Consider the following 25,645-nt stretch of genomic DNA (forward strand, 5'->3'; position numbering starts at 1 on the left):
AATCCTTAGTGAAGATTAAACTTCAATAAACGAATTTATGCCAGATGATAAATGTCTTAGAGACTGTGCAAGCGCTCTACGGTCGTAAAATGTCGTCAAAGTTTGATACTTTTGACTACATTAAAACCCCTTAATGATCAGTGAGCATGACCATGAAATATCAGATTGATGACTCGTATATAGATGATATACCTAGTGCTGTTCTATATCGACAAACCATGGATCATTACCCTAAGTCTGCTATTGGTTGTTTTATCATCAGTGATGATTGGAGTGAGCAGGCGCTACTAGATCTAAAAAAGAAGTCGGAGTCTTGGTTCTTAGTAGGCTTGCAAACAGATGGTAGTGAATTTGAACGCTTAGATATTATAGACGGCATTGTTAGATGTCAGCCAAATGAAGTAAATAATGTCATTAGAATGCTTGATGTAAAATCTGCAAGTACTCTTATCGGTATAGATGTGGTAGATATCAAAAGTCTGTTCGAGTGTGGCAGTTTATTTCAATTCATCCAAGAAAGCACCGTAGACGAATTTGAATCAGATTTAATAAAAGTGACGACACATAAGCTTGTTAGTCTACTTGCAAAATCCCGTGATACTAGACGGTTGTTGATTGGAATGGAGAGCTTTCAAAGTTTACCACTAGAAGTATTTGCTTATATATCAGATGCTGTTGAAGTATTATTGTCTAATGATGATGCTTCTATTTATTACTATTCAAGTATGACTGATGAGATCAATACTTTTCATTTATAAGCGATATATGTTGAGGGGTAGGTATAAGTTTAAAACAGCCGCATTAAATTTTGAGATTTTTCAACAAACGATAAGAGCTTTAGTTATATTTCATTTAATGGCTAATAACAACTAAAATCACATAGGTATAAATTCATGGCAGAAGAAAACAGTATTAATGAAGGTTACAATGTTATAAAGATTTCAAGTTTTCTATCTACAAAAGAGTATTCAAATAAAAAACTCGTTATACCTAACTATCAGCGACCTTACCGGTGAACAGAAAAAAATATTATCGACTTGCTAACAGACTTGTACTATCAGTGCAAAAGGCTTGGTCATAACTTAGGTGATGTTTATAACCCAGATAATGCGTATCGCTTAGGTACTGTGGTTTTACATCAACATACTAAAAAAGGTGAGACGCAGGTTGATTTAGTTGATGGCCAGCAGCGTACTTTGACACTGTTGCTGCTTATGAAGGCTGCTGCAGATTCTAAAAGATTTAAAGAGCAATTTAATGGTTTTACTCCAGTAGAAATAAACCTCCCTGATTGTAGTGAAACTCAAAAAAACCTAAGTAAGAACCTTGCATTTATAGAACGTCATGTCAGTAGCCCAGAATTTACGCCAGATGTATTAAATTTTTTACTGCATCATTGCGAAGTGGTTCAAGTAACCTTGCATGAGCTATCTGAAGCTTTCCAGTTTTTTGATTCACAAAATTCACGTGGTCTTGATTTAAGTCCTCATGATTTGCTAAAAGCATTTCATTTACGCGAGTTTGCTACTTCAGAGGATAGTTCAAAAGAATCTATTGTGAATAAGTGGGAGCAGAAAAATACAAAGGATCTGAAATTGCTGTTCTCCAATTATTTATACCCTATTCGTCAGTGGAGTCTTGGTAGGCCTAGTCTATACTCTAAGGAACTATGCTTTAGTTATAAAGAGTTTGAGCTGCCTTTTTACTTTTTAGAACTTACACATCTTTTCCATTCCTTCATGGGGATATAGTATTCATCAAGCTCAGTCTGATCTAAGTCGCTAACTGACCTCATATATAAACTAGGCCAACTATCTTCTTCAGAAATATAAGCGAAATCAATTTTAAAATTACCATCTTCTGTTAAGGTTATTAACAAATGCGTCCATGGGTTTTCGGAAAATATTGAGCATTTTTGTAAATCTACTGCTAGATTAAGTATTTCTTGCTCAATTTCTTGTACAGGATTACTGAACCCTTCATAGAAACTATGTGTAGTATCTAACTTATCAACCCAACTTGAGCCAGCTTGACTACTGTTCTGATAAAACATACCAACATATTTTATCTCTTTAGCTTCATCTGGCATTACTGACCATAACAACTCCCCTAGTTTTTGATAGATAATCTGATCATCTGTTTTCATGCCATTTTCCTATATCAGTATTTTTTTAATGCCTTAGCAATTGATAAATCATTTATTATTAAGACTGGCGCTGATTATTTCATAATTATTAAAATTGCATCTAATACTAGAAACTCAATGCCTGTATAGCGCACCGAACAGGTATTAGAACACAATAATAAATACTTTTTTCAAAGCATCATTCCATTTTTTTCCATTAATATTATATTATTTGTGCTAATTGATCTTGCTAAGCTTGAACACCGCAATCTACCGTAGGATAGGAGGTATATTATAAATATTTATAGAGATAATGGAAAAGTAGATATTGATATAATATTCAAAGCAGAAGAAATTATTAGTCATGTTTTCCCAAGTAATTATACTGACCTAGTAACTAAATATGATGCTCTGAGATTGGAAAACAATATTTTTGATTTTACGAATGTTTATGGAGAAAAGGATGAAAGAGATGTTAATTTTTTAAGCTTTAAAACTGATCATATCGATGGTGATATTATCAGTAATCAAGAAAATGTATCAGATATCAGTAATTTCGGTTATAAAAATATAGTTTTATTTGCAATTTGTGCGAACGGGGACTACATCTGTTTTGATTATCGACATGATGCTATGACTAAGAAGCCTAAAATCGTTTTAGTCTGTCATGATGAATTTGTAGATCATGATGACGGTACAAGCTCTATGGTTATTAATCATGTAGCTGACTCATTCGAAGATTTTATTGATATGTTGCATACCTAAGATATCTCGTAAATTTGATCAAGATAGCGTTATTAGCTCGAAAAACTAACGTTCTGTACACCATGAAGTACACTGTAACTATTTCAGCTAGTTAAAACGTTGATACCATTAGCCCACAGCCTAAGTTTCGAGTCCTCACTAGGGTACTGAACCATTGAAAGAACCTGATTATTCCGCCATATGTATACTAGCAATAATCTAACAAACAGCTTCTCCTATAACAGATTCTATTGGTGCGCTGGTAATGGTACGCTCGATACGGAAAACAGGAAATTATGCTTATGGAAATAAATGAATGCGAAGAAAAGTTTTGGAATAGTGACTCTTTTCATTATTATTTAGAGAATGAAGACACATGGGATGTTGATAAATATTGGGATCTTGAATATTCACTAATAAAGTTAAGTAAGCACCTTAATGACAAGAATATGGTAGAAAAAAATCTTGCAAGAAATATCTATTACTTAGGAAATAGTATAAATAAGCTAGTCTGTGCTCATAGGAGCTCTACACGTGCATGGACATTTGATACATATAGATATAGCGAAGATGACATTGATTATTGTATTGATAGGTTTAATCACCTCATGCGAGTTTTATGGCAAGCTGGTAGCTACAATCATGAAGAATCAATAAATTTTTTTAGAGAAAATCCGTTGTTTAAAGATATTTAACTATAATACTTTATTAAAAATCCTCACTAGGGTACCGAACTTGTTCCCATAACGGTGATTATGGTAAATAGTTTTAGAGCGATAAAAGTAGGATTCAGAAGTATTTGGGCTATAAATCGCTAAGATATATGAAGTTTTTTTATTACCGTCAAGCTGTGTAACTAAAAGCTCCTCAGTTAGTATCTACAGATTTGATAGCAGGGATCAGCGTGGGGCATGCTGTTAAATCCCTAAAACCAAACTTGGGAGATTTTAATCAAGCAGCGTTGCAATAAACCTTATCAGGTTGTTATTTTAATAAGTAATTTTAGAAAAACTTATTTAATATAATTGATGTAGAATTAAACAAATGTACTTACCGTATATAATTTCCGTTTTCTGTACTGACCCCTATTAAAAAAGGAATGCTTATGAAAAAGCTTGCGGCTTGTCTTGGTCTTGCCTTGGCTTGTATATCTACCTCTCATGCCCAAACCATCGCTGGTTACAGCTTTGAAAAATACCCTGCTAAGATTTATAACGGTAAACAAGCGCCCTTAAAATTAGGTGACTGGAGATCTTTTCGCACTCGTCTGATAGAAGCTCATAAAGATGGTGACATTAACTTCGCCGGTAACTATATCGTAACAACCTGGGGCTGTGGTACAAGCTGTGTTTCAGGGGCTATGATTGATAAACGTACTGGCAAAGTATACGATATTCCACTGGGTGAAACTGAGGATAGTATCACCCCTTATGAAAGTGGCGCAGAATGCTTCGCAGACGGAGCAGAACTCGATGATGACGAGCGTTTGGCTTTCTATTCCAATAGCCGCTTATTTATCAGCCGCAATTGTGAAGGCGAGAAAGTCAACGAAACCACTGGTAAACAACTTATCACTTATTATGTCAATATTTGGGATGAAAAGACCAAAACATTCAAGCTAAAAAAGGTTCAGCAATCTAAACTCGTTACAGTGGACTACAGTGAATTTTAAACCAAATTTTTTCTGTATTTACCTTTTAAAGCCAAGTTTTTAGCCTAAACTTGGCTCATACTACTCCCTATCTTTTTTAGATGCCTTAGCTTGGGCTATCTTGACGGAAAAAATCAACCACTTCAACATTGTAGTAGCACACTAAATTTGGACTGTATTTAAGAAAGTGTATGCTGCGCACGAAAAAAGCCAGACAACCTAAGCTGTCTGGCTTTGAAATCTTGAACGACTTATCTATGATTATGTTCCCGCCATACAGCATGCTCACATACCTCACAGCACCAACTCTCTTTTGCCCGCATATACGGAATGTCTGCTGGTATCTGCAGAGGACACACATAACCACAATACTCGCACCGCACATCATCTAAATAAGCAAAACACTCACCGATTGTCTCGAACAGAACTTGTGCGCTAATCTCATACTTCTCACAGAGGGTTTCTACATGTGCGATATAATCACTTTCATTATCATATGCCCAATAATCCTCACAGATTCTTAAATCTCGTGCGTTCTGCGTCATATTCGGCTGAAGTTTTACACTCATCATGTTCTCCTTAGTAGCCGACATAGTCAGAGTGCGGTAATAGCTCATAAAGCTCGCTCTGAAGCTGACAACGCATATCCTCTATCACATAGCCAAGACTGGCATCCAAACGCTTCTGTACCCATATACGCATCGCCATATCGTTATTAAAACAGCGCTTCACTCCCAAGAAGCGAGCGAGGTTATGACCCGATGAAATATACAACTCACGCATTAATGCATTAGCAATCTCATTCGCATCTGCACTGATTGCACCGTCAGGTTTAAGTTCAGCAAACAGCTCTTCATAATTGATAATTGTCATAGTGACGTCTCCTTGTCAGTTTGTGCATTAGAGCTATTCAATGCGCTGGTTAACTTCTCCTTGCTCGCGAGTAGCAAATTATCCATTGCAGAGCCATCCTGACGGGTGATATCAGGCACATAACGGCTATACACCCGAAACAGCATCTCCGTGCTACTGTGACCCATCTGCCGTGCTATCCACTCAGGATTTTCACCAGCAGCCAGCCAAAGCGTCGCTGCCGTGTGTCGAGTCTGATAAGCACGCCTATGTTTCAGACCGAGTAGGGCAAGCGTGGGTTTCCACACCCGTCTGTTCACATTGCGATACTCCATCGGATTGCCTTGTGAGTTGCAGAATACAAACTCTGACTTACCAAAGGTGCGCGTCTTCTGTTCTAATAAGGCGTCATACACTAACTGCGACATCGCAATATCACGCTGTGAGCCCAAGGTCTTCGTTGGACCCATCTCGCCATTGACTAATGCCCCTCTGATACTGATCTCACGCCGATCAAAGTTAATACAGTCCCATTTAAGCCCATCGATCTCACTGGTACGCATACCGGTAAAGAAGCGAATGGTGTAGTAGGGCCTATAATCAGCACGGACATGCTTTAAAATCAGCCATACCTCACTCAATGTAAACGGGTTTACATCCGGACGAGCTTGTTTGAGATTCTTAATATTTTTATAAGGCATCTCAAACTCATGGCGATCTGAGGCTTCTTCTAGTATCATACGAAGAAGTATCATGATCTGATTGATTCGTGCTACTGACAGACTTGACTGACCCTCTTTACCGTAACGAACTTTGGCGAGAGAGCTACGGAAGGTCAGCAAGTCTGGTTTTTTTATCGCATGTACTGCTTTACCACCAAACTCAGGTAACAAGTACTTATTTAAAATAATCTGCGTCTTTTGCCGATAGCTCGGCCGCCATTCAATCTTCTTCTCCTCATACCAAATATCGACAAACTGCCTAAAGGTTGGGTTACGACTGATACAAGCTTCCGCTCTATCAGCCAGTGCCGTCATCTCTTTTAAACGTGTACTCTTCGGAAAGTAAGCGCCATAGTCAAAGATGCCTAGGGTTATTTCTGCTTCCATTTTTTTCAAAACAGTCGCTAATTTTTTTCTGTTAGCTGGGTTATCTTCCAAGCTAGTCTTTTCTCGACAACGTATACCTAGGTAGTAGAAGTCGGCGATTAGTTTGCCAAACCGTCCTTGTATAGTAGCCATGATAAACCTCCTTCTATTATTGAAGTGCCATACCGTTAATAGCACTCATCGCCGGCTTACACATATCTTCTTCAATACGCTCCCAGACATATAAAATCTTGCGACCGCCGAAAGGACGGATGTAATGAATATTCTCAATCAAAACAGTGTCTTTCATTTGATTGCGGATAGTACGTGGATCGTATTTAATACGTTCGGCCAGTTCATCAGTCGTTAAATAAGTATTGCTCATAATATTTACCTCTTTTCAGTTATTAAGTCATCGTATTAAGTGATAGAATAAAAATTATTTTATCAACCTGTAAAAATGCATTTTGAAGAAACCAGTTAATATTTACCCGCTTAAAGGTAATTAATAACCGATTTGTGTACTATATTATCTTTTTACCTCAATGTAAAGCATTTTTACCCGAAAAGAGGTATTAATTATGATTGTGTCTAAACTTTCTGTGATTCTGGCAGAGAAAAAGTTGCGTGTAGCAGATGTCGTAAGAGCAACAGGCATGAGTAAATCAACACTTCATAAGCTATACAATGAAGAGTCATCAAGAATAGACTTCAATACTATCGATCAGTTATGTGAGTTTTTGGATGTGCAGGTAGGTGACTTATTTATTTATAAGCCAAACACTAAGGATGATGAAGAATCTTGAAAATCTATAAAACTGAAAAATATGCGCAGAGAAATAAGTGGCAGAGCCCTATAAACAAGGCGTTTCAAAGTATAAAATTAAGGTTGGGGTTATTATTAATAATTGATTTTTCATGGTTTGGTCACGTTTTAGTCACGCTATGAGCTTAATTTACAAAAGCAGTGGAAAAGTAAAAAGCATGCTAAGAAAATATCTCTTAGCATGCTTTTTTATAAAGATAAGAATAATAAGTTGGGGTCAATTATAGAATTAGTATTTATAGCGTGGGCACGAAATGGTCACGTTTTGGTCACGGTGCTGTTTTTTGGTCTTTTAATATATTAGATAAAGTTAATAGTTGGGTAGACTAGCTAGTACTGAAAATCGCTACAACCTTTGAAAATTGGACAAAAAAAATCCTCACTGTTAAGTGAGGATTTTTAAGTATTTGGAGCGGGAAAAGAGATTCGAACTCTCGACCCCAACCTTGGCAAGGTTATGCTCTACCACTGAGCTATTCCCGCTTAAATCATAAGAAGATAAATAATATATCGTCTAGTTGATGACGATGCATTATACGTTAATTTATTTCAATGTCAACTTTTTTTAATAAAAAGCAGAATATTTTGGCTATTTTATCTAATGTCGTAAACATCTTTAAAATGAGAAATATTTATGCTACTTGATTTGATATAAAGTAAAAACCCCCGTTTCTATCAAATAGGAGCGGGGGCTTATTATGCGCGTATAGATAATATTAAGGTTTAGAAGTGGTATTTAATGAGCGCGCTTGGAGCATGCTGGTCTACACCATCAACACCATACTTATTCTTCCAATAGCTATATTCCATACCTACTTCTAAACGAGTATCAAGACCGAGTACTTTTTGTAGATTATATTTAATTTGTGGATTGACATGAATGTTGTCTTTAACATTCTCATCTTCACTATTAAAAGCATAGTCAATATAACCATCAATAACGAAGTTATTCTTTTCCCAACCATAGGTTAAGGTAATTTGTTGATCATCCGCATTATCTTTATCATTGAAAGCATGGTACAAAGATGCAGATGCATATTTCATACCTGGAATCGGCAAGTTCAAATCTGCACCAAGACCGACCAAGTAATTGTCTTGGCTAAAGCCACTACTGTTTGAGCCGAATTCATACTGCCCAGCTAAGTTTACTTGTTTGATAATACTGTTATCAAAAGTTGCAAGTTTCAACTTAGGTGCAAGCTCACCATAAGTTTCTTTAAATTTCTTACCGCTATCATTTTCTCTACCTTGATGACGGTCAACGAAGAAGAATATGCCGCCCCAATCATGAGTAGAGGCGTGCTCTAGGGTCATAGTTTTGAGCTTGCCGTCAGGTACGAGTTCATAGTCGCTACCATATAGACCGGTAATACTGGTATCAGTAAATAGCATTTTAGCGTTAGCGCCAGTTGTAGCTCCTAACGCGATAATAGCAATAGCGGCTGCAGCCAAAGGCTTGATAAAAGTTGATTGCGATAATTTGGTAGTTGAATCAAAACGCACAGTATTACTCCCTAATGTACAGTCGAGATGTCCTCATAGGCAGGGGTAGGTTGTTGATACCGAAACTGGTCTTAACATCCTGTTAAAGCGCACCAGCACTACCTGAGGAGAGATAAAAATGATTAAGATAGAATGAATATTAAATAACAATTATATTTATGTACAACACCTAACGAAATATAACAGTAGTAATATTACTTACAATAAACAATCTAAAGCAATGTTTTAGAACGTTTGTTTAATATTTCGAACAGTTAATCATATTTTGTAACATCTGACAACACTAATTTTTCTTCTAATAATGCAATTTTCATAGATTCAAGCCAGAAAGTGAAGCTAAGTATATGATATTGCTTATTATCCTGACTAAATGGTCAGGTTATACTATTTTTGTTACAAAAAGGAATGATTCTGAATTGATAAGGATAGAAATAGTAATCATTTGTAATACATATAAACATAAAGAAAAACGACTTCAAATATAGGATTTATAGTTTATAGAGACTGAATAGTGAGATACGGTACGATTAAAAAGGGTATCTGAATAGCAGGAAAATTATTCGATAAAAAAGTGTAATGTGATTTGCTATATTTTGTATGAAGTAAGTGTTGTTCTTTGCATTAAACAAAGAGTTTGAGTAAAACAATCTACTAATAGCTTTAATGAATTCTGTTATTGGTTATAAGCAATCTTATCGGGTCTTCAACGGAATGAATTATTGTAATAAATAGATGTGCCAAGAACAAAGAAAACAATTCGGCTTGTCAGAAGATAAAATTTATAAGTGGCATTAGCATCGAAAAACCCTGTAGTAGTAAGTGTGTTTTAGTGTGTTTTAGTGTGTTTTAGTGTGTTGTCATGCTTGATTGGGATGCTTGATGTACATAATAGCAATGGCTTGGAGGAAATATTCTAGAATTATCCATCCGTTTTCTATGTCGATTTATTAGTACTATAGCTTCTTTGAGAAAGATATCGAAACTAGTGTATGCTGTGGATAGTGGAAAAAATTAGGAAAAAGCTACGATATTAATATTCCACCAGCAGATAGTGAAGGTAATATTATCTACAAATCTATTCTCAACAAAGCGATGCTTCTAGCACTTGAGGCATTAACAGACGTTACTTTAAATTTAGAAAATATATTTTAAGCGTTTGGCGCTTCTCTTGATTATATGAAAGAAGTCTACTGCATAAAGTAGCAACGATTTTAAAAGTTAACGAACAAGTTAAAAATATTCGTGTTTAACATAATTTACTGAGTAGATTAATCATATCTTGCTTATCGCCCATAAAAAAGACTACCTATTGGCAGTCCTTTTTATGGTTATTTACTATAAGTATTAAGATTAGAGTTATATTTATTTATAAAGATGTCACTACAGTTTTATTATGATCAGGTAGGGTAAAGACATTATCGAAAATTAGTGTAAAGACGAAGGTATATATTAAAAAGAACAGTAATAAAGTAGCCTCCATTGTAAAGGCTTTGGTTAAGCTTACACCGTACCACAACATATATAGTGGCAGACAGATAAGAAGTAATCCGCCCTCAAAACCAACTGCATGTACAATACGTATTACAAAAGTACGCTGCGCCACATGGCGACGACGCTCCCACGCTTCAAACCCAGTATTATAAATAAAGTTCCAGATAACCGCAGCAACAGATACCATAATAGCGACTGGTAAGGATTCCGCCGCATTGCCCCCACTAAGTAGCATAAGGATGAAGGTGGAAGATATGATAGCAATAATTTCAAAAATAGTGACGTATACTAAACGACGTTTAAGCGGAGATAAAGTAATCAACCAAAACTCCAAAGCACAGTAACGCGCAATAGTTATGAAGTATCGGCCCGTCCCGAGATGAAAAAACGCAGATTAAGAACAGAGCCACGGTTTCCGCCTGTTCATACATTACATATAAAATGGTCTGACTTAATATTGTACAAGAAGGTTTACCAAATAAGCTGTTGTTTTATACGGTGCTATGATTGATATGAATTGATTAGCTTAGCTAGTAGGGGAGAAGAAGGTCTAAGTTGAGAGGTCGTTTAGAATAAGCTGAGAAATACTTTATTATAAACGACCTCTCAGCTTATGAATTATCATAACCATTATTTAAATGGTTTTAGCTTTAACTGCATCGCCGCCGCCACTGCCTAATGCTGTCTTTATGATATAAGAAAAGTAATTTTTCAGGCTCATAGTGTCAATCATTTCTTTATCAGTTCGAGCCAGTAGCTTAGGTGTAGACATATCTATATTATTGATTTGAGCCAATCCGGTTATCCCAGGTAAGACGTCGTATACGCCTAAAGACTCTCTCTCATTAATAAGTTCTTGCTGGTTAGGCAAATTAGGTCTAGGACCCGTAATGCTCATTTCACCTTTTAATACATTCAATAGTTGTGGTAATTCATCAATTTTAGTTTTACGTAAAAATGCACCCAGTTTAGTTATCGAGGTACTGTCAACCAAGTGACTCGCTACTGAAACTGTATTCACTTTCATTGTACGGAATTTTACAAGCTTAAAGGGCTTTTGATTTTTGCCTATTCGCTCTTGAATCAGCAACGGAGAGCCGGTATCAAAATAACCCATACCTGAAATAATAACTAACAGCGGAAAAGTAAGCACCAACCCTATAAACGAGAATACGATATCCAAAAGTCTCTGCATACCTCTTAAGCTCATATTAGAATGCTCTAGGTTTTGGATATAGCTCTGGGCTGTCTTTTGAATAGAGTCACTTGTAGAAAATTTAGGTTGCCAATCCAATAAGGTCTTTGCCTTACTAATATCTACTTGCAGCGAGCCACAAAGCCTTTGAGCAATGCCAGGTTTACCTAATAAAGCCGTTACTGCTTTAATCGAAATAGGCGGTATATGGACAGCTTTATTATTAACTCCTAAACCATTGGCGATCTCTTGCAACATGCTTGCGCTCGAGATATCGTTATCATCAGACACTAAGAATATCTGATTTTTAGCATTTTTATGGTCGATACAAGTAATAATGAAGTCCGTTAAATTATCTATAGACACTAAGCTGCGCAAGTTTTGTTTGATACCGCCTAGAGGTAAAGGAATACCTTTATAAGTCCACTTCATTAAAGAATGGAAATTACCTTTAACGTTTTCACCATACACGAGAGTAGGGCGGATAATCACTACTTCTAGTGGTGTCGTTTTAGCAAGCTCTAATAGTTCTTGTTCTGCTTCGTATTTAGAGATGCCATAAGGATCAGTGGGATTTGGCTGATCGTCAGCCGTAAAAGGTCTACCAGGCTCTGTGCTCTCGCCATTCACCTTAATCGAGCTAATAAATATAAAACGTTTTGCACCTGCTGCTACTGCCTGACGGGCTAAATTTAGCGTGCCCTCTACATTAACTTTTCGATACTCGGTTAAAGGATCAGTAGATTTATCTTTCATTACATGTACACGGGCAGCACAATGAATAACGACATCAACGTTCTGTAGCGCATCAGTCCAATCGGTTGTAGCTGTCAAGTCTTCGACTTGTACAACCCTTGCTGTACTAGGCGTATCAACAATACTTCGCGTTGCAATAGTCAAATCATAGTTGCCATCTGCAAGTATGCGTTGCTGTAAAGCACTACCAATAAAGCCAGTAGCGCCAGTGAGCAAAATGTTTTCTTTTTTCATAATCATATATAAAACTCTAGCCTTTTAAATACGTTACTTCAAAAACAATAAGTCGATATTAATGAGAAAACATAATTTAACCTATTGTAATGAACCCTTACTGGATAAAGCCAATATTAGATAATAAAGATCAGTTAATGATATCTTTGTATAGATCCACATTTCTTCCCAAGACTATCTCTCTGTCAAAGTTAGTTAACACCCATTGCCTACCTTGATATGAGATCCTATCTAATAGTTCTTTATCATTTGATAGGTCAAACATAGCATTAGACAATGATTTATAATCCAGACTATCTAATAAAATACCAGAAACTCCATGTTTGACAGACTCCCTACATCCGATAACATTAAAAGCAATTACCGGCAATTCCATAGATGAGGCTTCAATTGCTACGTTACCAAAACCTTCCCTATAACTAGGAAAAACAAAGACATTTGATATTGCCATATAACTTGGTATAGAGTCGCTCCACTCTATATACTTTATTGCTGGATTGTTGAAAATTTCCTTCAAAACTTCGTTTTCTATAGGGTCCCAATCTTCATAAGGACCAACTAGAATTAATTTATGTTTCGTATTTTTTTCACGCAGTTCTAGGAAAGCTTTGACAAGTTCGTTAATTCCTTTATCCTTCCGGACTCTTCCGCAATATAACCAAACGAAATCATCTGGTTCTATCTCTAATAAATTTTTTAAATCATTATTTTCTTTTTGTGAAAAATTAGATTTTGAAAAAAAACTGGTATCTACACCCTTACTGCTACCGCTACCTAAAACAATCGCTTTATCATTAATGCATACTTTTTCAGAAATATAACTTTCCATCATTTCATTTGAAATGAATTGAACATTAGATGCAATAGAACATATTACTTTATCCAGAAATTTATAAGCAGTATACTTTTTTCCTGTGAAGTTCTCGTATGCTCTACCACGAACAACGAATAAAACATTTTTATGTAATGAAAAGTATGCAGCTAAACCTCCAATTAAAGATGCCTTGGGGGTTGAGATAATAATTAAATCATATCTATTAGATAAAAAATGCAACCAAACTTTAATTAAAGAAAAAAAGTCTTTTACTACATCAGGGTTACGTTCTATAGGTATAGGTACGGAACGTCCTCCTTCCTGAAGAATAATTTCGTGCTCATTTCCAGGGCTAGCTATTACCGACACATCGAAACCATGACTAACTAAATAATCAACTTGCCCGACATATAATGTTTTTATGGAAAGAGATGTTGAAAAAATAACACAGATTTTATCTTTTTTCATTAAAATCTTATAACCTCAAAGTAAGAATTTATTAAAATACTATTGGTTTTCTGTGCGAAAATCAGATAGTTATTTTATAATATTTAATGGATCAAATTTACTGTAAATATAAGATTTTTATAGATCAATATAACAACATTTCATATGGATGTTGGTATTACTGTCTAAATAAAAAGAATATAACTTAATAAAGTATCTCAATTCAATTCTATAATAAACTCATTCATTTTTTTGTAAAAGGTAGTACGCCTTTCAGTAAGAACAGAAATATGATAATTTTCTGCCTTAAATAAACTATTGGTTGCCTCTTTATGTAAAAAGTCCCTGTCTCTTAATAAGTATAAAATATCTTTTCTCAACTTTTTAAAATCACCTTTTTCGTGTAATAAGTCTGAATTAACTATATCTGGTATACCGCCTGCTTTACTACCGATAACAGGACAGCCCATAGACATAGCTTCTATTGTAGCGCGTGGCATACCTTCAGTCAGGGAAGGCTGAACATAAAGCGACATATTTGAAAGAAAATTATTAATTTCATCACCAGCTTTAACGGGCCCTATGAATTTAATATTATCTCTAATTCCGAGTTTCTTTGCTTTATTCAGAACCCAATTAAAATCGCCTTTACCTATAAAGTTTAGCTCAATTTTACTTGTAATATCTTTTGGTAAACCTGCTATGGCTTTTAATAAAACATCTTGTCCTTTATAACGAACATCAAAACCACCAATCAAACAAATACTAATTATGTCGCCATAAAAGCGTTTATTATCTAATTCATTATCAGTTAAAATATTATTTATTATTACGTTAGATAAAGAAACAGAAATTACATTTTTTTCTATCGGATAGTCTTGCTGTAGTTTATTATCAGTTACATAACTGACAAAACTAGCTTTTCTTATCAAATATTTATTAATAGACTCAAATAACTCAGCACTTATCCTACCTGACAATGAACCATGAGTATTAAATGTTTCTTTTGAATTGCCTACTTGCTCTACCCATATAGGCTTATTAAGTTTGGTAGCTTCAGATATTGCAATGAAACCTAAAATACTAGGCAATCTAGCTAATACAATATCTGAATCATTGATTAATGCTTTCAATTCAGCTCTTAACTTAACATTATTTCTAAATAAACTAATAATGGAATCGTAGTTTTTAGTTAAGGAAAAAGAAACATTAGAAAGACCAGATGTCATACTATTTTTAGATTTTTCAGAAGTAGATTTTCTACCAAAAACAGTTACATTTGTAAAGTTTAAAAGATAGTTATTCCATATATTTTGTGGGAAGCTGCCCCCTGTATAGACATTACCATCTGAATCCTGATAAAAAGGATGATCATGCACAAAAAGTAATTTCATTCAGATAACCTTGTATAAAAATGATTAAAACACTTATTAAAATCAAATTTCTCAATAGCTTTTCTTTGGATCTCTAATTGCTTCTGAGGTTTTTTATGATACATAGCTTTCAAAGATTCATAAAAGGAATCTATATCGTTTGGATCGTGCAGATTTTCTAAGTCGAACACTGTTTCTTTAATAGGATCGATATTTGAGGCAACATAGGGCAGTCCTACAATCATTGCTTCTATCAGAGCGTTAGGCTGTCCTTCTGTTAATGAGGGAAAAAAGTAACAGTCCATAGTATTTAAAAACTCCGAGATATCTGTACGGTTTTCAAATAGCAGAATCTTGTCAGTTAAACCTTTAATGTCTAATTCATACGATAAATTATCTTTTACTCCATTACCGCATAAAATGAAATAAATATCATCATAATCACTGACTAGTTTTTCTGCGACAGAAATAATAACTGTATGGTTTTTAGCTTCATTATAACGTCCAGTATGACCTACGACAAACGCTGAGTCAGGAATACCAAACTCTTTTCTTAAGTTCTTATTTTCCGATAGAAATGTCGCTGCATTAATTCCATTGCTAACAACATCAAATTTAATGTTATCTTCCCAGTATTTAGGAAAAAAATAATTTAAAGCAGCTTTGGAGTTGGATAAGATATCTGTCGAATATCTTTTTACTAAGTATTTCGATAAATTATTATAAGAATTACGTAAAATTCCTTTTTTAAAACGATCAGTTGATCCTCTGTAGAACGCAACTCTCTTATTTACTTTAGCTTTATAAGCAGTTCTTAAAGAAAGACCAGAAAAGTTACCCATGAAGTCACAAATGACTGATATATTATTTAATATAAGGAATTCTTTTAATTCTCTATAACCGTTAAAATCAAAATAGCCAAGCTTTTTCTTTATTATAGTTATATTACTAAACTTCAGATATTCCTCTTCAAGCTGCCCACCTTTTCCACTTTTGCAATATATATATATACTCCCAAAGAATTTGTGTTTTTCTTTAAGGAAACGTAATAAATAGTTCTCAATACCACCGCTATCTAAGTTATTTACAAAAAAAACTATATTTAAAGGATTCATCGCTTTCTCATACTAAAAATAAAATGAAATAGTAGTATATAAAACATGTTTTTATATAAAACAAATAAACTCGCTCGATTCAATCCTAACGCTGATATTAGTAATATCGAGTATAATAATACATATTTGGTATCTAAAATTTTAGCTCTTGAATAAAATTTACTTGAAACCATACCGAAGCCAAACATAATAATAAATACACCGTATATACTAAAGTTAATATAAATATCACCTAGGATTTCTGAACCTTCACCATAGCTAGGATTAATACCTTGTCCTAAATAAGTGAAGTAATTCGATGACCCTATATATTGTTTATCTACATCAAAAGTTTTTGAGACCAAACCACTAGCGAAAGGAATCACTGCGAACAATCCTATCACGTAAGTCTTTCCGTACAAATAGTCTTGCTTCTCTGGCATAGTATCAAGCGCACGATATTGAATTCGTACAGAACTAGCAAGCTCATTAGTAAAGTTAGCTTGTTCTTCATCATCTTTTTCAACTAAAGCTGAATAACCTCTTGTGAAAATCCCTTCATTATCTTGCTTACTAATGTCGTTTACTCTTCCCATTCCTATTAATGTAAAGACTAACGATCCAATTAAAATGCCTAAGACAATATATTTAAGAGATAATTTTTTGATATAAAGTGAATAACAGAAAGTAGTTAGCAAAATAATACGTAATATTTCTCCTCTTGATCCTGAAAGAAAAAATAAAATAAAGTATAAGATAAGGACAGTAGCGAAAATTTTATTATTTATTAGTTTCTTAACTATTCTCTTAACAGTAACGCTTTGAGGCATATCTTCAAAAAAATATACTATTCTTATATAAATTAAGGTTTCTAATAATAATAAGAAATAAACTGCACTTTGTCCCCAAGACTCTACATCATATACTCCCCTTAAAAATACAGCTCCTACAGTAGCTAGAAACCCTAAAAACATTATCAATAGCAATGTATCAATTAAAGGTATATTTTTCTTAGATTTTTTTATAACAGTTGTTTTTTTTAAACTGTTATTCAATGCTAGAGAATAACCAAGCATCCATAAATCTATTGCTACAACACTCATCCATGTAGCATAATTTACTACATCTTTATTAATCCAGATAAAATAAGGCCTGAATGGCTCAGTACCAATAGATGCCAAAAATGGTATTTGCAAATGAACTATTGAATATCCTACTAGAAATATTACGTCAAACCGCATCCAGTTTTTATCTATTTTTCGATGATGTAGTAGAAATACGATTAAAAGAATTAAATATATTATAGAGTAGGTAAAGTTTAAAGATTGGCTAAAATCTTCTAATCTGTTAGGCTTTAAAGCTACTAGAATAATAAAAAATAATATATATAAGAATTTATCTATCATAACTTTCTACTCTAGAATAGTTTTAGCTGTTTTTTAATTTGTAATTTCTATAATTATATCTTCAATTATCCATTCTTGAGGATTGAATTTACATTTATACCATTTTAATTTATTATCCCAATAACCTGAAACATTACTAATACCTTGTGTCCCAAAACCGTAGCTCAATTCGATAATCAAAGGCTTATTATTCTTATCTATAACGAAATCAAAAGCCACTGATTGAAGATCAAGTTGATTTGCTATTTTAAAACTTTCTTTTATTACTTCGGTATCAATATTTTCATAACTGAATTTGCCGCTACCAGAGGCACGGAAATCGTTTTCTCTTATAAATCTTTTCTCGGCTGCTGCTTTTTTTCCATTAATTACTACGACACGGATATCGAACCCATCATTTGGTATAAAATCTTGAAAATAGATGTATCCTTTTTCTGGGGGTTGTTGCTTAGCAAAATTTGTTGGTATTGCTAAACGTCCAGCACCTTTGGCTACACCTAACAAGGTATCTTGACCTATCTTATATTTGTTATAGCGTTCTTTCAAATGATTCAAGCGGTCGAACTGTGCAAAACCTTTGTTGAAAGCCTTGTCAATCAACTTTAATGCTTCTTTCTGAGTTTTTATAAGCTTAACATTTGTAGCTCCAGCACCTCCTTTAAGTTTGAAAACTTTGGGGTATGTAGTTTTCTTAGCCCATCTTATAGCGTCTTTTTTGTCGTAGAACACATAGCTTGGAACAAGAGATGCATCAATAGCTTCAAGTAGGTATTTTTGTGCAACTTTATCATCAAAATGCCAAGCGGTATTAAAGTTAGGAAAAACTTTAATACCAGCATGCTCTAGTGCAAAGAGAACTTTTTTAGCAACTAAGACATCTTTGAAATGTCCGTGATGATGATGCCAGATAAATGCATCACAATCTTTTAATTGAGTAATGATATCGCTATCAAAAGCATTTACAACTTTATAATCAATATTATTTTTCTCACAATAATCAATCCAGTGGTCAGAAAAACTATTTATTCGATGATGGATAGCTATTTTCATACTGTGTTTTTAACCTTATTTATCATTTCATCAGTGTATTTTCCAAAAAAACTTTTTCCTGCATATTGTGCGAAACGTATTGTTTGTCCTGTTATGTTAATTTCAATACAGCGCCATTCATTGTTACTATCTAAGCACATATCTAAACTTACTAGATTGCACAGTGGTATTTCGTTAGCGATAGACTCTGCTACTTCAGCTAACTCCTTATAAAAAGGAATAAATATTTCAGAAAAGACTATTTTACTATTTGGGTGCTCTATATGTTTTTCACAGTACTTCGTTACGGCGTAGTCATTTAATTTTCCATCTTTATTAATATTACATACAATACCACCTGCCGTCTCATTATCTAAACTTCCGTTTACACCGAAACGAATACTACTATTTAATACTTTAAATTTACCGCTTTTGTCCCTATATAAGCATGTTCTAATAGAACTCATACCAGGGTTTATTATCTCAATCAAACCATTTTGTATAATTTTTTCCTGATATACTAGATTCTCATAACTATTCAAGCTTTTTTTCAATTCTTCAAAACTTATTATTGTTCTTACACCTACTCCGCCAGAAGTCCCCATACTAGGTTTGCAAATCATAGGATAAGAAAAATATTGATCTTTTATGAACGAGTATATATCTTGTATTATATTAAATTCATTGTCATAATAAATACCGTCTATTTTATGAAAATAACTTTTGGGAAATATACTACCCTTATTAAACCATTTCTCATAAATATTTTTGACAGAAAAAAACGAAAGTTCTTTGTTTTTATTAAGACGTGGCTCTATAATAGCAGCAAAAATATTTTCAGGAACGATATTGTAATCAATTTTCCCAGAAAGATTATAACAAAGTATAAAAGTGTCAGTCTCAACATCCACATTGAATACCTCCCATTTAGCCTTATATTTATAAACAACTTCTTTATTTAAGCGGTTTATAAATAGTCTTTGATCTATGTTTTTGTAGCGATTTTTAAAAGCAATAGTTCTTGAACGGAGTTTATATTTATTAAATAATTTAACTTTTACTTTTTTTAAAAATGAACTGTTAACTATAAGCATTTTTGATTTCCTAACTATGTAATAATTTATCTTTTCTTTCTACGGATAAAGCTTTAAACATAGTAGTAAAGCCTAAAATAGCCTGAGTGGCTACTAACGTTAAAGCTGCACCTATATAGCTATAATAATATACTAATGGTATAGATATAATAAAACCTAATATTGAGCATGCAAAGGTTATATTACGTAGCTCTTTTTCAAAACCTTTAATAATTAAATAGTTAGTTCCATATACTCTATTCAAGGAAACAAAGAAAATTGAAAAAGAAAGAATTTTTAATACTGTTTCTGCGTCATAAAACTCTTTGGTAAAAAATAGCTTTATTATTATCGGTGATATGAAGAATAAAACTACTGTTCCAATAACAGATAATAATAGGTAAATTTTGGTAAATAGTTTATGTTTATCTAAACTTCTCGATAAAAAAGGAAACACTACTCTAATTATTATTGCCATAAATGAATGAGCTAATGTTATGAATTTACGACCTGCATCGTAAATACCATTTGCTACACTTCCTCCCCAAAATCCTAGTAATACAATTGCAAGGCTATTATAAAGATTTGGTGTGATGTTAGTTATAAATACATTTGAACTATTTTTTATAGTCTTATAGATACTCTGCCAATGTGGTTTAAAGATTTTTACTTTCCATTTTACTACTATTAAATATATTGAAAAAATACCACTTAGGATATAGCCTAAGCTTATAAATAGAGGTTGTAAAATGAAGTCAGATTTCTCTTTAATAAAAACAAATACTAATATCGTAAATATTGCTTTGGATATTAAGCTAAAAAGAGTAATAAACTTCATTCTTTCCATAGCCTGGAAAAACCATTCTGGGAATAGTATATGTCCTGGAACTAAAAGAAAGGTAACTAATAGTATGGTCTGGTTTTCTTTAAAATAAGGTATGGTATTTACTGCTACCATAAGTATCACAAATGATAGCAACATTAGTAATATCCTAGCCCAAAGTACATTTGAAAATATCTCTGATACCTTCTCAGGATTATCTCTGTTTCGGGCTATATCACGCGTAGCAGTATAATTAAATCCCCAATCAGACACTGTCTGAAACCATACTACTACGGCAGCAGCAAATGCTATTTTCCCAAAACCTTCAACCCCAATAACACGAGCAAGATAGGGGATAGTAATTAGGGGGAAAACATAGCCTGCAATTTGTAAAAGCATTAGATAGCCAAAATTACTCGCTAATACTTTCCCGTCTTTACTTTTATTAACACGGCTGATAAGTGCTTTGACTTTATTTATCATTTTATGCTAAAAACTGTACATACCAAGGCATTGCTTTCTCAATACCTTGAATAATATTAAACTGTGGCTCATAGCCTAATCGTGTCTGAATCTTACTGATATCTGCTTGACTATGACGCACATCTCCAACACGGAAATCTCGGTATACAGGATCTTGACTATAACTTACACCGTTTTTACTTAAACTTTCTTGTAATGCCGTAAATAAAGTATTTAACGTAGTACGACCACCGACTGCCACGTTGTATACTTGATTCTTAGCGTCACTATTTGCAGTCGCCGCTAAAATGTTAGCCTGTACCGCATTTTCAATGAAATTGAAGTCACGACTGGTATCACCATCACCATTGATAAGTACGTCATCGCCTTGAATCATAGCAGCCGTCCATTTAGGAATCACTGCCGCATACGCACCATCTGGAGTCTGGCGTTTGCCAAAGATGTTAAAATAGCGTAGACCAATCGTATTAAATCCATAGGTACGCGAAAAGACATCTGCATATAGCTCATTGACGTACTTGGTGACGGCATATGGCGATAATGGGTTGCCAATAGTATCTTCTACTTTAGGTAGAGCAGGATGGTCACCATAAGTTGAACTACTAGCTGCATAAGTGAAGCTTGCTACTTGTGCATCACGTGCTGCCACTAACATGTTTAAGAAACCTGAAATATTGGTATCATTAGTAGCGATAGGATCTGCAATAGAGCGTGGTACTGAACCTAGTGCTGCTTGATGCAATACATAATCCACATTAGCACATGCCGTTTGACAATCTTCTAGGTTGCGGATATCACCTTCTATAAAGGTAAAGCCTTTCCATTGTTCAGTGCTCACTAGACTTTGTACTTCGTCTAAATTATGCTGAAACCCAGTTGCAAAGTTATCTAAACCTATTACTTTTTGATTAAGTAATAACAAGGTCTCAAGTAAATTAGACCCGATAAATCCTGCTACACCAGTGACAAGCCAAGTCTTTGGTTCGCTTACGATCATTTGCTTAACTTTTTCATATTGCATCATTGCTGTATCTCTTATTGTTTTATATGTTCCAAGTTATATATTATAAGCGAATATCTGAGTCATCTTTTGCGAACACGTATTTGAGATCATAGAGGACATGATCGTCTTTGCCGAGAGCGCGAATACTATCTATACCCATTTCGATGAACTGATGATGGGCAACTGCTAGAATGATGCCATCATATTGACCAGCAACTGGTACATCAATAGGAGTAACATCATATTCACGCTGAGCAGCAGCAGACTCGACCCAAGGATCATAGATATCAACGTCAATATTGTACTCTTGGAGCTCATGGACGATATCGATGATTTTAGTATTACGTACATCTGGGCAATTTTCTTTAAAGCTGAGACCTAGAATGAGTACCTTTGCACCTTCGACTTGAATGCGTTTTTTAATCATGGTTTTAATTAACTGTGTGACTACATACTTACCCATGCTATCGTTTAGGCGACGGCCTGCTAAGATAATTTCAGGATTGTAGCCAATGGCTTGGGCTTTATGGGTCAAGTAGTAAGGGTCAACACCGATGCAGTGACCACCGACTAAACCCGGACGGAACGGTAAAAAGTTCCACTTCGTACCAGCAGCAGTTAATACTGCCTCGGTATCGATACCCATTTTATTAAAAATGACTGCTAGCTCGTTGATGAGCGCAATATTGACATCTCGCTGAGTATTTTCGATGACCTTTGCAGCCTCTGCGACTTTAATACTTGAAGCTTTGTGTGTGCCAGCAGTAATGATTAAGTTATATACATCATCGACCAAGTCTGCCACTTCAGGAGTAGAGCCAGCAGTTACTTTTAGGATATTAGTAACACGATGTTCCTTGTCACCTGGGTTAATACGCTCAGGGCTATAACCAGCATAAAAATCTTGATTAAATACTAATCCTGATATTTTCTCTAATACTGGAATACAAACTTCTTCAGTCGCACCGGGATATACAGTAGACTCATAGACTACAATGTCATCTTTCTTAAGCAAACTACCAATAGCCGTAGATGCTTTTATTAATGGGGTGAGGTCGGGCTGCTTATATTCATCAATAGGCGTCGGTACGGTCACAATAAAGAAATTACAGTCTTTAAGTTCTGCCATATCTGAGCTATAGCGCAGATGAGTAGCTTGTAACAGCTCCTCATTACTCACCTCTAAGGTATGATCAGTACCTGATATCAGTTCAGCCACACGGTTTGTATTAATATCAAAGCCCATGACTGGAACCTTTTTGCCGAACTCAACGGCGAGCGGCAGACCAACGTAACCTAGACCAATTACCGCTATTTTAATATCATTAATATTTATCATAGTATTCCTTTGATGAGTCCTTTTAATTTTTTCTGTTTTAAATGGTGGTTTATTTAATAATAGTGTTTATTGAATTAGTAGCTATTTATTATTACCGTAAGCATAACTATAGTGATAACTGTATTTATTCATAATGCCCTTTTGCATGTCATTAAGGATAATACCATCCACTTGTACACCATCTTTAGCCAATTGATTGATAGCGTAGACTAACTGTCCTTCTATCGAACTATCATATCTGGTTACCATTAGGAGTTTATCTGCATATTCTGACAGTATTAATGCATCTGAGGCGGCTAAGATAGGTGGAGAGTCAATGATGATGTAATCATAATAGGCACTTAGCTCAGACATGAGCTCGCCAAATTTATCGCTAGCTAACAGTGTTGTCGGATTATGAGGCTGCTGACCTCTGGGCATAAAATCAATATGATCCATAGTAGTCGGATGCACAAAGTCAGATATCATACTAGTTGCTTGCGAGTCATCATTATCTGATAGGTCATTCTGTGAAAGATAATCTGCAAGACCAGATTTTTGCTCTACATTAAATATCTTATGTAGCTCACCTAAACGCATATCCGCATCTATGATTAGAACCTTTTTGTTAAGCTGGGCAAATACTTCTGATAGGTTAGATGAGATAAATGATTTACCAACGCCTGGACTTTCTCCTGAAATGAGGATAACTCTAGCACGCTGACCCGCCTTACCTTGCTTTGGCATGCCAAACATAAGATGCGTTCTTAAGCTTTTTATGGCTTCATAGCTCACACTATTAGAATCAATATAAGCGAGTAGGCGATTTGGTGATTTTTTATTCTTACCGAGTCGTGTCATTGCTGTTGAACGTGGAATAGTTGCAATCACAGGTATGCCAGTTCTAGACTCTAAGCGCTCAGGATCTTTAACAACATTCCTAATCATATTTTTAAGTAGGACTAATGCAGTTCCTAAAATTGCACCTAATAGCAAGCCAAGTATCATGATTTGTAGCTTTTTCGGTGCAATCGCTCTAAAAGTATTGACTGGTAGATCGATAATTCGTGCGTAGCCAATTTGTCCCGCTTTGACAATTTTTAATTGCTCATAGTTTTTGAGCATCGTGAGATAAATCTCTCTATTAATCTCGGTATCTGCAGATAATTTTAAAAATTCTCTTTGTACACCAGGAAGCTTACCAATATTGCTGTTAATTTCTTGTTTTCTATCATTAAGTACTTTTAGTTGTTCGTTGATCTTAATGACTAAAGGGTGTTCTTCTGTATAATAAGTTAACAAATCTGCTTTCTTTAGCTCTAATTCATTGAGCTGAGCATCAATCTGTCCATTTTCTGTTACTAGAAGACCTGCTTCTTGGCTAATATCAATCGTGCCAAACTTCTCACGGAAATCATTAAATATGGTTTCAGAATCCTCAAGCTTTTGCTGAAGTATGGGTATTTGCGTTTCCATAAAACTTATAGTTTTAGTAGTTTCTTCAGAGCCTCTTGACTCGTTTTGAGCAATATAAGATAAAATAATCTCTTTTAGTATTAAGCTGACTTGTTGCTGATTACCGCCCGTTAGCGAGAGCTGAATGATACCCGTTTGCTTACCTTTTTCTACGATTGATAAGGCACCGTTTATCGCATCTGTAGTATTTGGAAGCGATTGCTTGATGATAGTGATGGGGTGGTTCGGATTAGGTAAGTCATTTACAGTAATTTGGATGGCACCATCTGTCCCTTGAAAGCGGTGGGATTGATTTAATTGACCTTTAAAATCATCAAAACCATTGCTGAGTACAAAGCCGGTTTTAGATTTTACTAAGGTAAAAGGTTGATTTAAGTAGGCCTGAGAAACATTAAATTGGCTAACCTGGACTTGACCATTATCTGTCTTGAGCGATACGCCTTCTGGAACATTAACCTGAGTATGTGTGCGATCACTTTTTATTCTATCTAATGCACTGACTTCAGGATCGCTCAGTCGAATACTTAAATGTAGTAAATCAACGACAGGCTTTAATATCATATTTGATTTTATCAGCTCTCTTTCTGCATCCGCTTTACTGACTTCTGAGCCACCAACCAGATCGGAGATATTAGCACCGAGTGCTGAGATACCTTGTGATTTCTCATCAATTTGTATGAGAGCAGCAGACTTAAAAGTAGGATTCACATATCGGCTATATAGCACCCCAATTGCCAAACCTAATAGCGCAAAGAAAATGACTATTTTCCAGCCGCGTAGGAGCACAAGCGCTAAAGCCAGTAGATCAATATCTTCACTATCTTTCTCGGCCGACTGCTTT

General features: G+C 34.7%; 23 protein-coding genes and 1 tRNA gene. 6 read left to right on the forward strand and 18 right to left on the reverse strand.

The features are described 5' to 3' along the window. The first annotated feature begins 152 nt into the window (after positions 1-152). Together H2245_RS10340 and H2245_RS10345 are read left to right on the forward strand one after the other, a co-directional pair. On the forward strand, positions 153-758 hold the full coding sequence (locus H2245_RS10340) for a hypothetical protein (RefSeq protein ID WP_182407310.1): 606 nt from the start codon (positions 153-155) through the stop codon (positions 756-758). A 270-nt stretch (positions 759-1,028) separates the two neighbouring features. Continuing rightward, positions 1,029-1,751, forward strand: a complete 723-nt coding sequence (locus tag H2245_RS10345) for a DUF262 domain-containing protein (RefSeq protein ID WP_310734135.1) — start codon at positions 1,029-1,031, stop codon at positions 1,749-1,751. Here the strand turns inward: H2245_RS10345 and H2245_RS10350 are convergent. After that, positions 1,703-2,146: an immunity protein YezG family protein gene (locus H2245_RS10350; protein ID WP_182407312.1), complete on the reverse strand. Its 444-nt coding sequence runs from the start codon at positions 2,144-2,146 to the stop codon at positions 1,703-1,705. The genes H2245_RS10345 and H2245_RS10350 overlap by 49 nt on opposite strands. Positions 2,147-2,461: 315 nt before the next feature. On the opposite strand from H2245_RS10350, the gene H2245_RS10355 reads away from it, so the two are divergent. The 3 genes from H2245_RS10355 to H2245_RS10365 all read left to right on the forward strand — a co-directional run bounded on the left by H2245_RS10355 (position 2,462) and on the right by H2245_RS10365 (position 4,541). After that, on the forward strand, positions 2,462-2,890 hold the full coding sequence (locus H2245_RS10355; protein WP_310734136.1) for an SMI1/KNR4 family protein: 429 nt from the start codon (positions 2,462-2,464) through the stop codon (positions 2,888-2,890). Positions 2,891-3,171: 281 nt separating this feature from the next. Further along, positions 3,172-3,564: a hypothetical protein gene (locus H2245_RS10360; RefSeq protein WP_182407313.1), complete on the forward strand. Its 393-nt coding sequence runs from the start codon at positions 3,172-3,174 to the stop codon at positions 3,562-3,564. A gap of 410 nt (positions 3,565-3,974) precedes the next feature. Further along, the gene (locus H2245_RS10365; protein ID WP_182407314.1) at positions 3,975-4,541 is read left to right on the forward strand and encodes a hypothetical protein; all 567 of its coding nucleotides are present in this window, start codon (positions 3,975-3,977) and stop codon (positions 4,539-4,541) included. Positions 4,542-5,099: 558 nt separating this feature from the next. Here H2245_RS10365 and H2245_RS10370 read toward each other — a convergent pair. Genes H2245_RS10370 through H2245_RS10380 form a run of 3 tightly spaced genes read right to left on the reverse strand, consistent with a single transcriptional unit; the run spans position 5,100 to position 6,845 of the window. Continuing rightward, positions 5,100-5,393, reverse strand: coding sequence for a hypothetical protein (locus H2245_RS10370; RefSeq protein WP_182407315.1), 294 nt, complete (start codon positions 5,391-5,393; stop codon positions 5,100-5,102). After that, positions 5,390-6,613, reverse strand: coding sequence for a site-specific integrase (locus tag H2245_RS10375; protein ID WP_182407316.1), 1,224 nt, complete (start codon positions 6,611-6,613; stop codon positions 5,390-5,392). Before H2245_RS10375 ends, H2245_RS10370 begins: the two co-directional genes overlap by 4 nt. A 16-nt stretch (positions 6,614-6,629) precedes the next feature. Then, complete coding sequence (locus tag H2245_RS10380) at positions 6,630-6,845, reverse strand: hypothetical protein (RefSeq protein ID WP_133104084.1); 216 nt, start codon at positions 6,843-6,845, stop codon at positions 6,630-6,632. 196 nt (positions 6,846-7,041) lie between these two features. Here H2245_RS10380 and H2245_RS10385 point away from each other — a divergent pair, with 196 nt between their 5' ends. Next, positions 7,042-7,266, forward strand: a complete 225-nt coding sequence (locus H2245_RS10385) for a helix-turn-helix transcriptional regulator (protein ID WP_182407317.1) — start codon at positions 7,042-7,044, stop codon at positions 7,264-7,266. Positions 7,267-7,694: 428 nt separating this feature from the next. On the opposite strand, the gene H2245_RS10390 is transcribed toward H2245_RS10385, so the two are convergent. The 14 genes from H2245_RS10390 to H2245_RS10455 all read right to left on the reverse strand — a co-directional run. Beyond that, positions 7,695-7,769 (reverse strand) — tRNA-Gly (locus tag H2245_RS10390). Between the two features lie 240 nt (positions 7,770-8,009). Continuing rightward, the gene (locus H2245_RS10395; RefSeq protein WP_310734134.1) at positions 8,010-8,789 is read right to left on the reverse strand and encodes a DUF5020 family protein; all 780 of its coding nucleotides are present in this window, start codon (positions 8,787-8,789) and stop codon (positions 8,010-8,012) included. 1,366 nt (positions 8,790-10,155) lie between these two features. Then, positions 10,156-10,602: a PACE efflux transporter gene (locus tag H2245_RS10400; protein WP_182407318.1), complete on the reverse strand. Its 447-nt coding sequence runs from the start codon at positions 10,600-10,602 to the stop codon at positions 10,156-10,158. 312 nt (positions 10,603-10,914) lie between these two features. Beyond that, positions 10,915-12,471 carry a hybrid nucleoside-diphosphate sugar epimerase/sugar transferase gene (locus tag H2245_RS10405; RefSeq protein ID WP_259365180.1) on the reverse strand — a complete coding sequence of 519 codons (1,557 nt, stop codon included), beginning with the start codon at positions 12,469-12,471 and terminating at the stop codon, positions 10,915-10,917. A 124-nt stretch (positions 12,472-12,595) separates the two neighbouring features. After that, complete coding sequence (locus H2245_RS10410; protein ID WP_182407319.1) at positions 12,596-13,747, reverse strand: glycosyltransferase; 1,152 nt, start codon at positions 13,745-13,747, stop codon at positions 12,596-12,598. A 197-nt stretch (positions 13,748-13,944) separates the two neighbouring features. Further along, entirely contained in the window at positions 13,945-15,120 is a 1,176-nt protein-coding gene (locus tag H2245_RS10415) for a glycosyltransferase (RefSeq protein WP_182407320.1), read from the reverse strand. Beyond that, positions 15,117-16,214, reverse strand: a complete 1,098-nt coding sequence (locus H2245_RS10420) for a glycosyltransferase (RefSeq protein ID WP_182407321.1) — start codon at positions 16,212-16,214, stop codon at positions 15,117-15,119. The genes H2245_RS10415 and H2245_RS10420 overlap by 4 nt, the downstream gene beginning before the upstream one ends. Then, on the reverse strand, positions 16,211-17,599 hold the full coding sequence (locus H2245_RS10425; RefSeq protein WP_182407322.1) for an O-antigen polymerase: 1,389 nt from the start codon (positions 17,597-17,599) through the stop codon (positions 16,211-16,213). The genes H2245_RS10420 and H2245_RS10425 overlap by 4 nt, the downstream gene beginning before the upstream one ends. Before the next feature lie 33 nt (positions 17,600-17,632). Then, positions 17,633-18,649, reverse strand: coding sequence for a RimK family alpha-L-glutamate ligase (locus H2245_RS10430; RefSeq protein WP_182407323.1), 1,017 nt, complete (start codon positions 18,647-18,649; stop codon positions 17,633-17,635). Continuing rightward, on the reverse strand, positions 18,646-19,722 hold the full coding sequence (locus tag H2245_RS10435; protein ID WP_182407324.1) for a sugar-transfer associated ATP-grasp domain-containing protein: 1,077 nt from the start codon (positions 19,720-19,722) through the stop codon (positions 18,646-18,648). The genes H2245_RS10430 and H2245_RS10435 overlap by 4 nt, the downstream gene beginning before the upstream one ends. Positions 19,723-19,732: 10 nt before the next feature. Then, positions 19,733-21,007 carry a flippase gene (locus H2245_RS10440; protein WP_182407325.1) on the reverse strand — a complete coding sequence of 425 codons (1,275 nt, stop codon included), beginning with the start codon at positions 21,005-21,007 and terminating at the stop codon, positions 19,733-19,735. A 1-nt stretch (position 21,008) separates the two neighbouring features. After that, the gene (locus H2245_RS10445; RefSeq protein ID WP_182407326.1) at positions 21,009-22,031 is read right to left on the reverse strand and encodes an NAD-dependent epimerase/dehydratase family protein; all 1,023 of its coding nucleotides are present in this window, start codon (positions 22,029-22,031) and stop codon (positions 21,009-21,011) included. Between the two features lie 40 nt (positions 22,032-22,071). Then, on the reverse strand, positions 22,072-23,349 hold the full coding sequence (tviB, locus tag H2245_RS10450; protein ID WP_182407327.1) for a Vi polysaccharide biosynthesis UDP-N-acetylglucosamine C-6 dehydrogenase TviB: 1,278 nt from the start codon (positions 23,347-23,349) through the stop codon (positions 22,072-22,074). Between the two features lie 81 nt (positions 23,350-23,430). Then, positions 23,431-25,645: polysaccharide biosynthesis tyrosine autokinase (locus H2245_RS10455; RefSeq protein ID WP_182407328.1), on the reverse strand; the 2,215-nt coding region annotated here is incomplete at its 5' end.

Origin of the sequence: Psychrobacter sp. GP33, assembly GCF_014119005.1 — a bacterium.
Lineage (GTDB): Bacteria > Pseudomonadota > Gammaproteobacteria > Pseudomonadales > Moraxellaceae > Psychrobacter.

Bases quoted from the DNA above. Each gene is read 5' to 3' on its own strand.
- H2245_RS10340 (WP_182407310.1), top strand. From the start codon at position 153: ATGAAATATCAGATTGATGACTCGTATATAGATGATATACCTAGTGCT.
- H2245_RS10420 (WP_182407321.1), bottom strand. From the start codon at position 16,214: ATGAATCCTTTAAATATAGTTTTTTTTGTAAATAACTTAGATAGCGGT.
- H2245_RS10435 (WP_182407324.1), bottom strand. From the start codon at position 19,722: ATGCTTATAGTTAACAGTTCATTTTTAAAAAAAGTAAAAGTTAAATTA.
- H2245_RS10425 (WP_182407322.1), bottom strand. From the start codon at position 17,599: ATGATAGATAAATTCTTATATATATTATTTTTTATTATTCTAGTAGCT.
- H2245_RS10410 (WP_182407319.1), bottom strand. From the start codon at position 13,747: ATGAAAAAAGATAAAATCTGTGTTATTTTTTCAACATCTCTTTCCATA.
- H2245_RS10380 (WP_133104084.1), bottom strand. From the start codon at position 6,845: ATGAGCAATACTTATTTAACGACTGATGAACTGGCCGAACGTATTAAA.
- H2245_RS10415 (WP_182407320.1), bottom strand. From the start codon at position 15,120: ATGAAATTACTTTTTGTGCATGATCATCCTTTTTATCAGGATTCAGAT.
- H2245_RS10375 (WP_182407316.1), bottom strand. From the start codon at position 6,613: ATGGCTACTATACAAGGACGGTTTGGCAAACTAATCGCCGACTTCTAC.
- H2245_RS10350 (WP_182407312.1), bottom strand. From the start codon at position 2,146: ATGAAAACAGATGATCAGATTATCTATCAAAAACTAGGGGAGTTGTTA.
- H2245_RS10440 (WP_182407325.1), bottom strand. From the start codon at position 21,007: ATGATAAATAAAGTCAAAGCACTTATCAGCCGTGTTAATAAAAGTAAA.
- H2245_RS10385 (WP_182407317.1), top strand. From the start codon at position 7,042: ATGATTGTGTCTAAACTTTCTGTGATTCTGGCAGAGAAAAAGTTGCGT.
- H2245_RS10360 (WP_182407313.1), top strand. From the start codon at position 3,172: ATGGAAATAAATGAATGCGAAGAAAAGTTTTGGAATAGTGACTCTTTT.
- H2245_RS10370 (WP_182407315.1), bottom strand. From the start codon at position 5,393: ATGACAATTATCAATTATGAAGAGCTGTTTGCTGAACTTAAACCTGAC.
- H2245_RS10430 (WP_182407323.1), bottom strand. From the start codon at position 18,649: ATGAAAATAGCTATCCATCATCGAATAAATAGTTTTTCTGACCACTGG.
- H2245_RS10365 (WP_182407314.1), top strand. From the start codon at position 3,975: ATGAAAAAGCTTGCGGCTTGTCTTGGTCTTGCCTTGGCTTGTATATCT.
- H2245_RS10405 (WP_259365180.1), bottom strand. From the start codon at position 12,471: ATGATTATGAAAAAAGAAAACATTTTGCTCACTGGCGCTACTGGCTTT.
- H2245_RS10445 (WP_182407326.1), bottom strand. From the start codon at position 22,031: ATGATGCAATATGAAAAAGTTAAGCAAATGATCGTAAGCGAACCAAAG.
- tviB (WP_182407327.1), bottom strand. From the start codon at position 23,349: ATGATAAATATTAATGATATTAAAATAGCGGTAATTGGTCTAGGTTAC.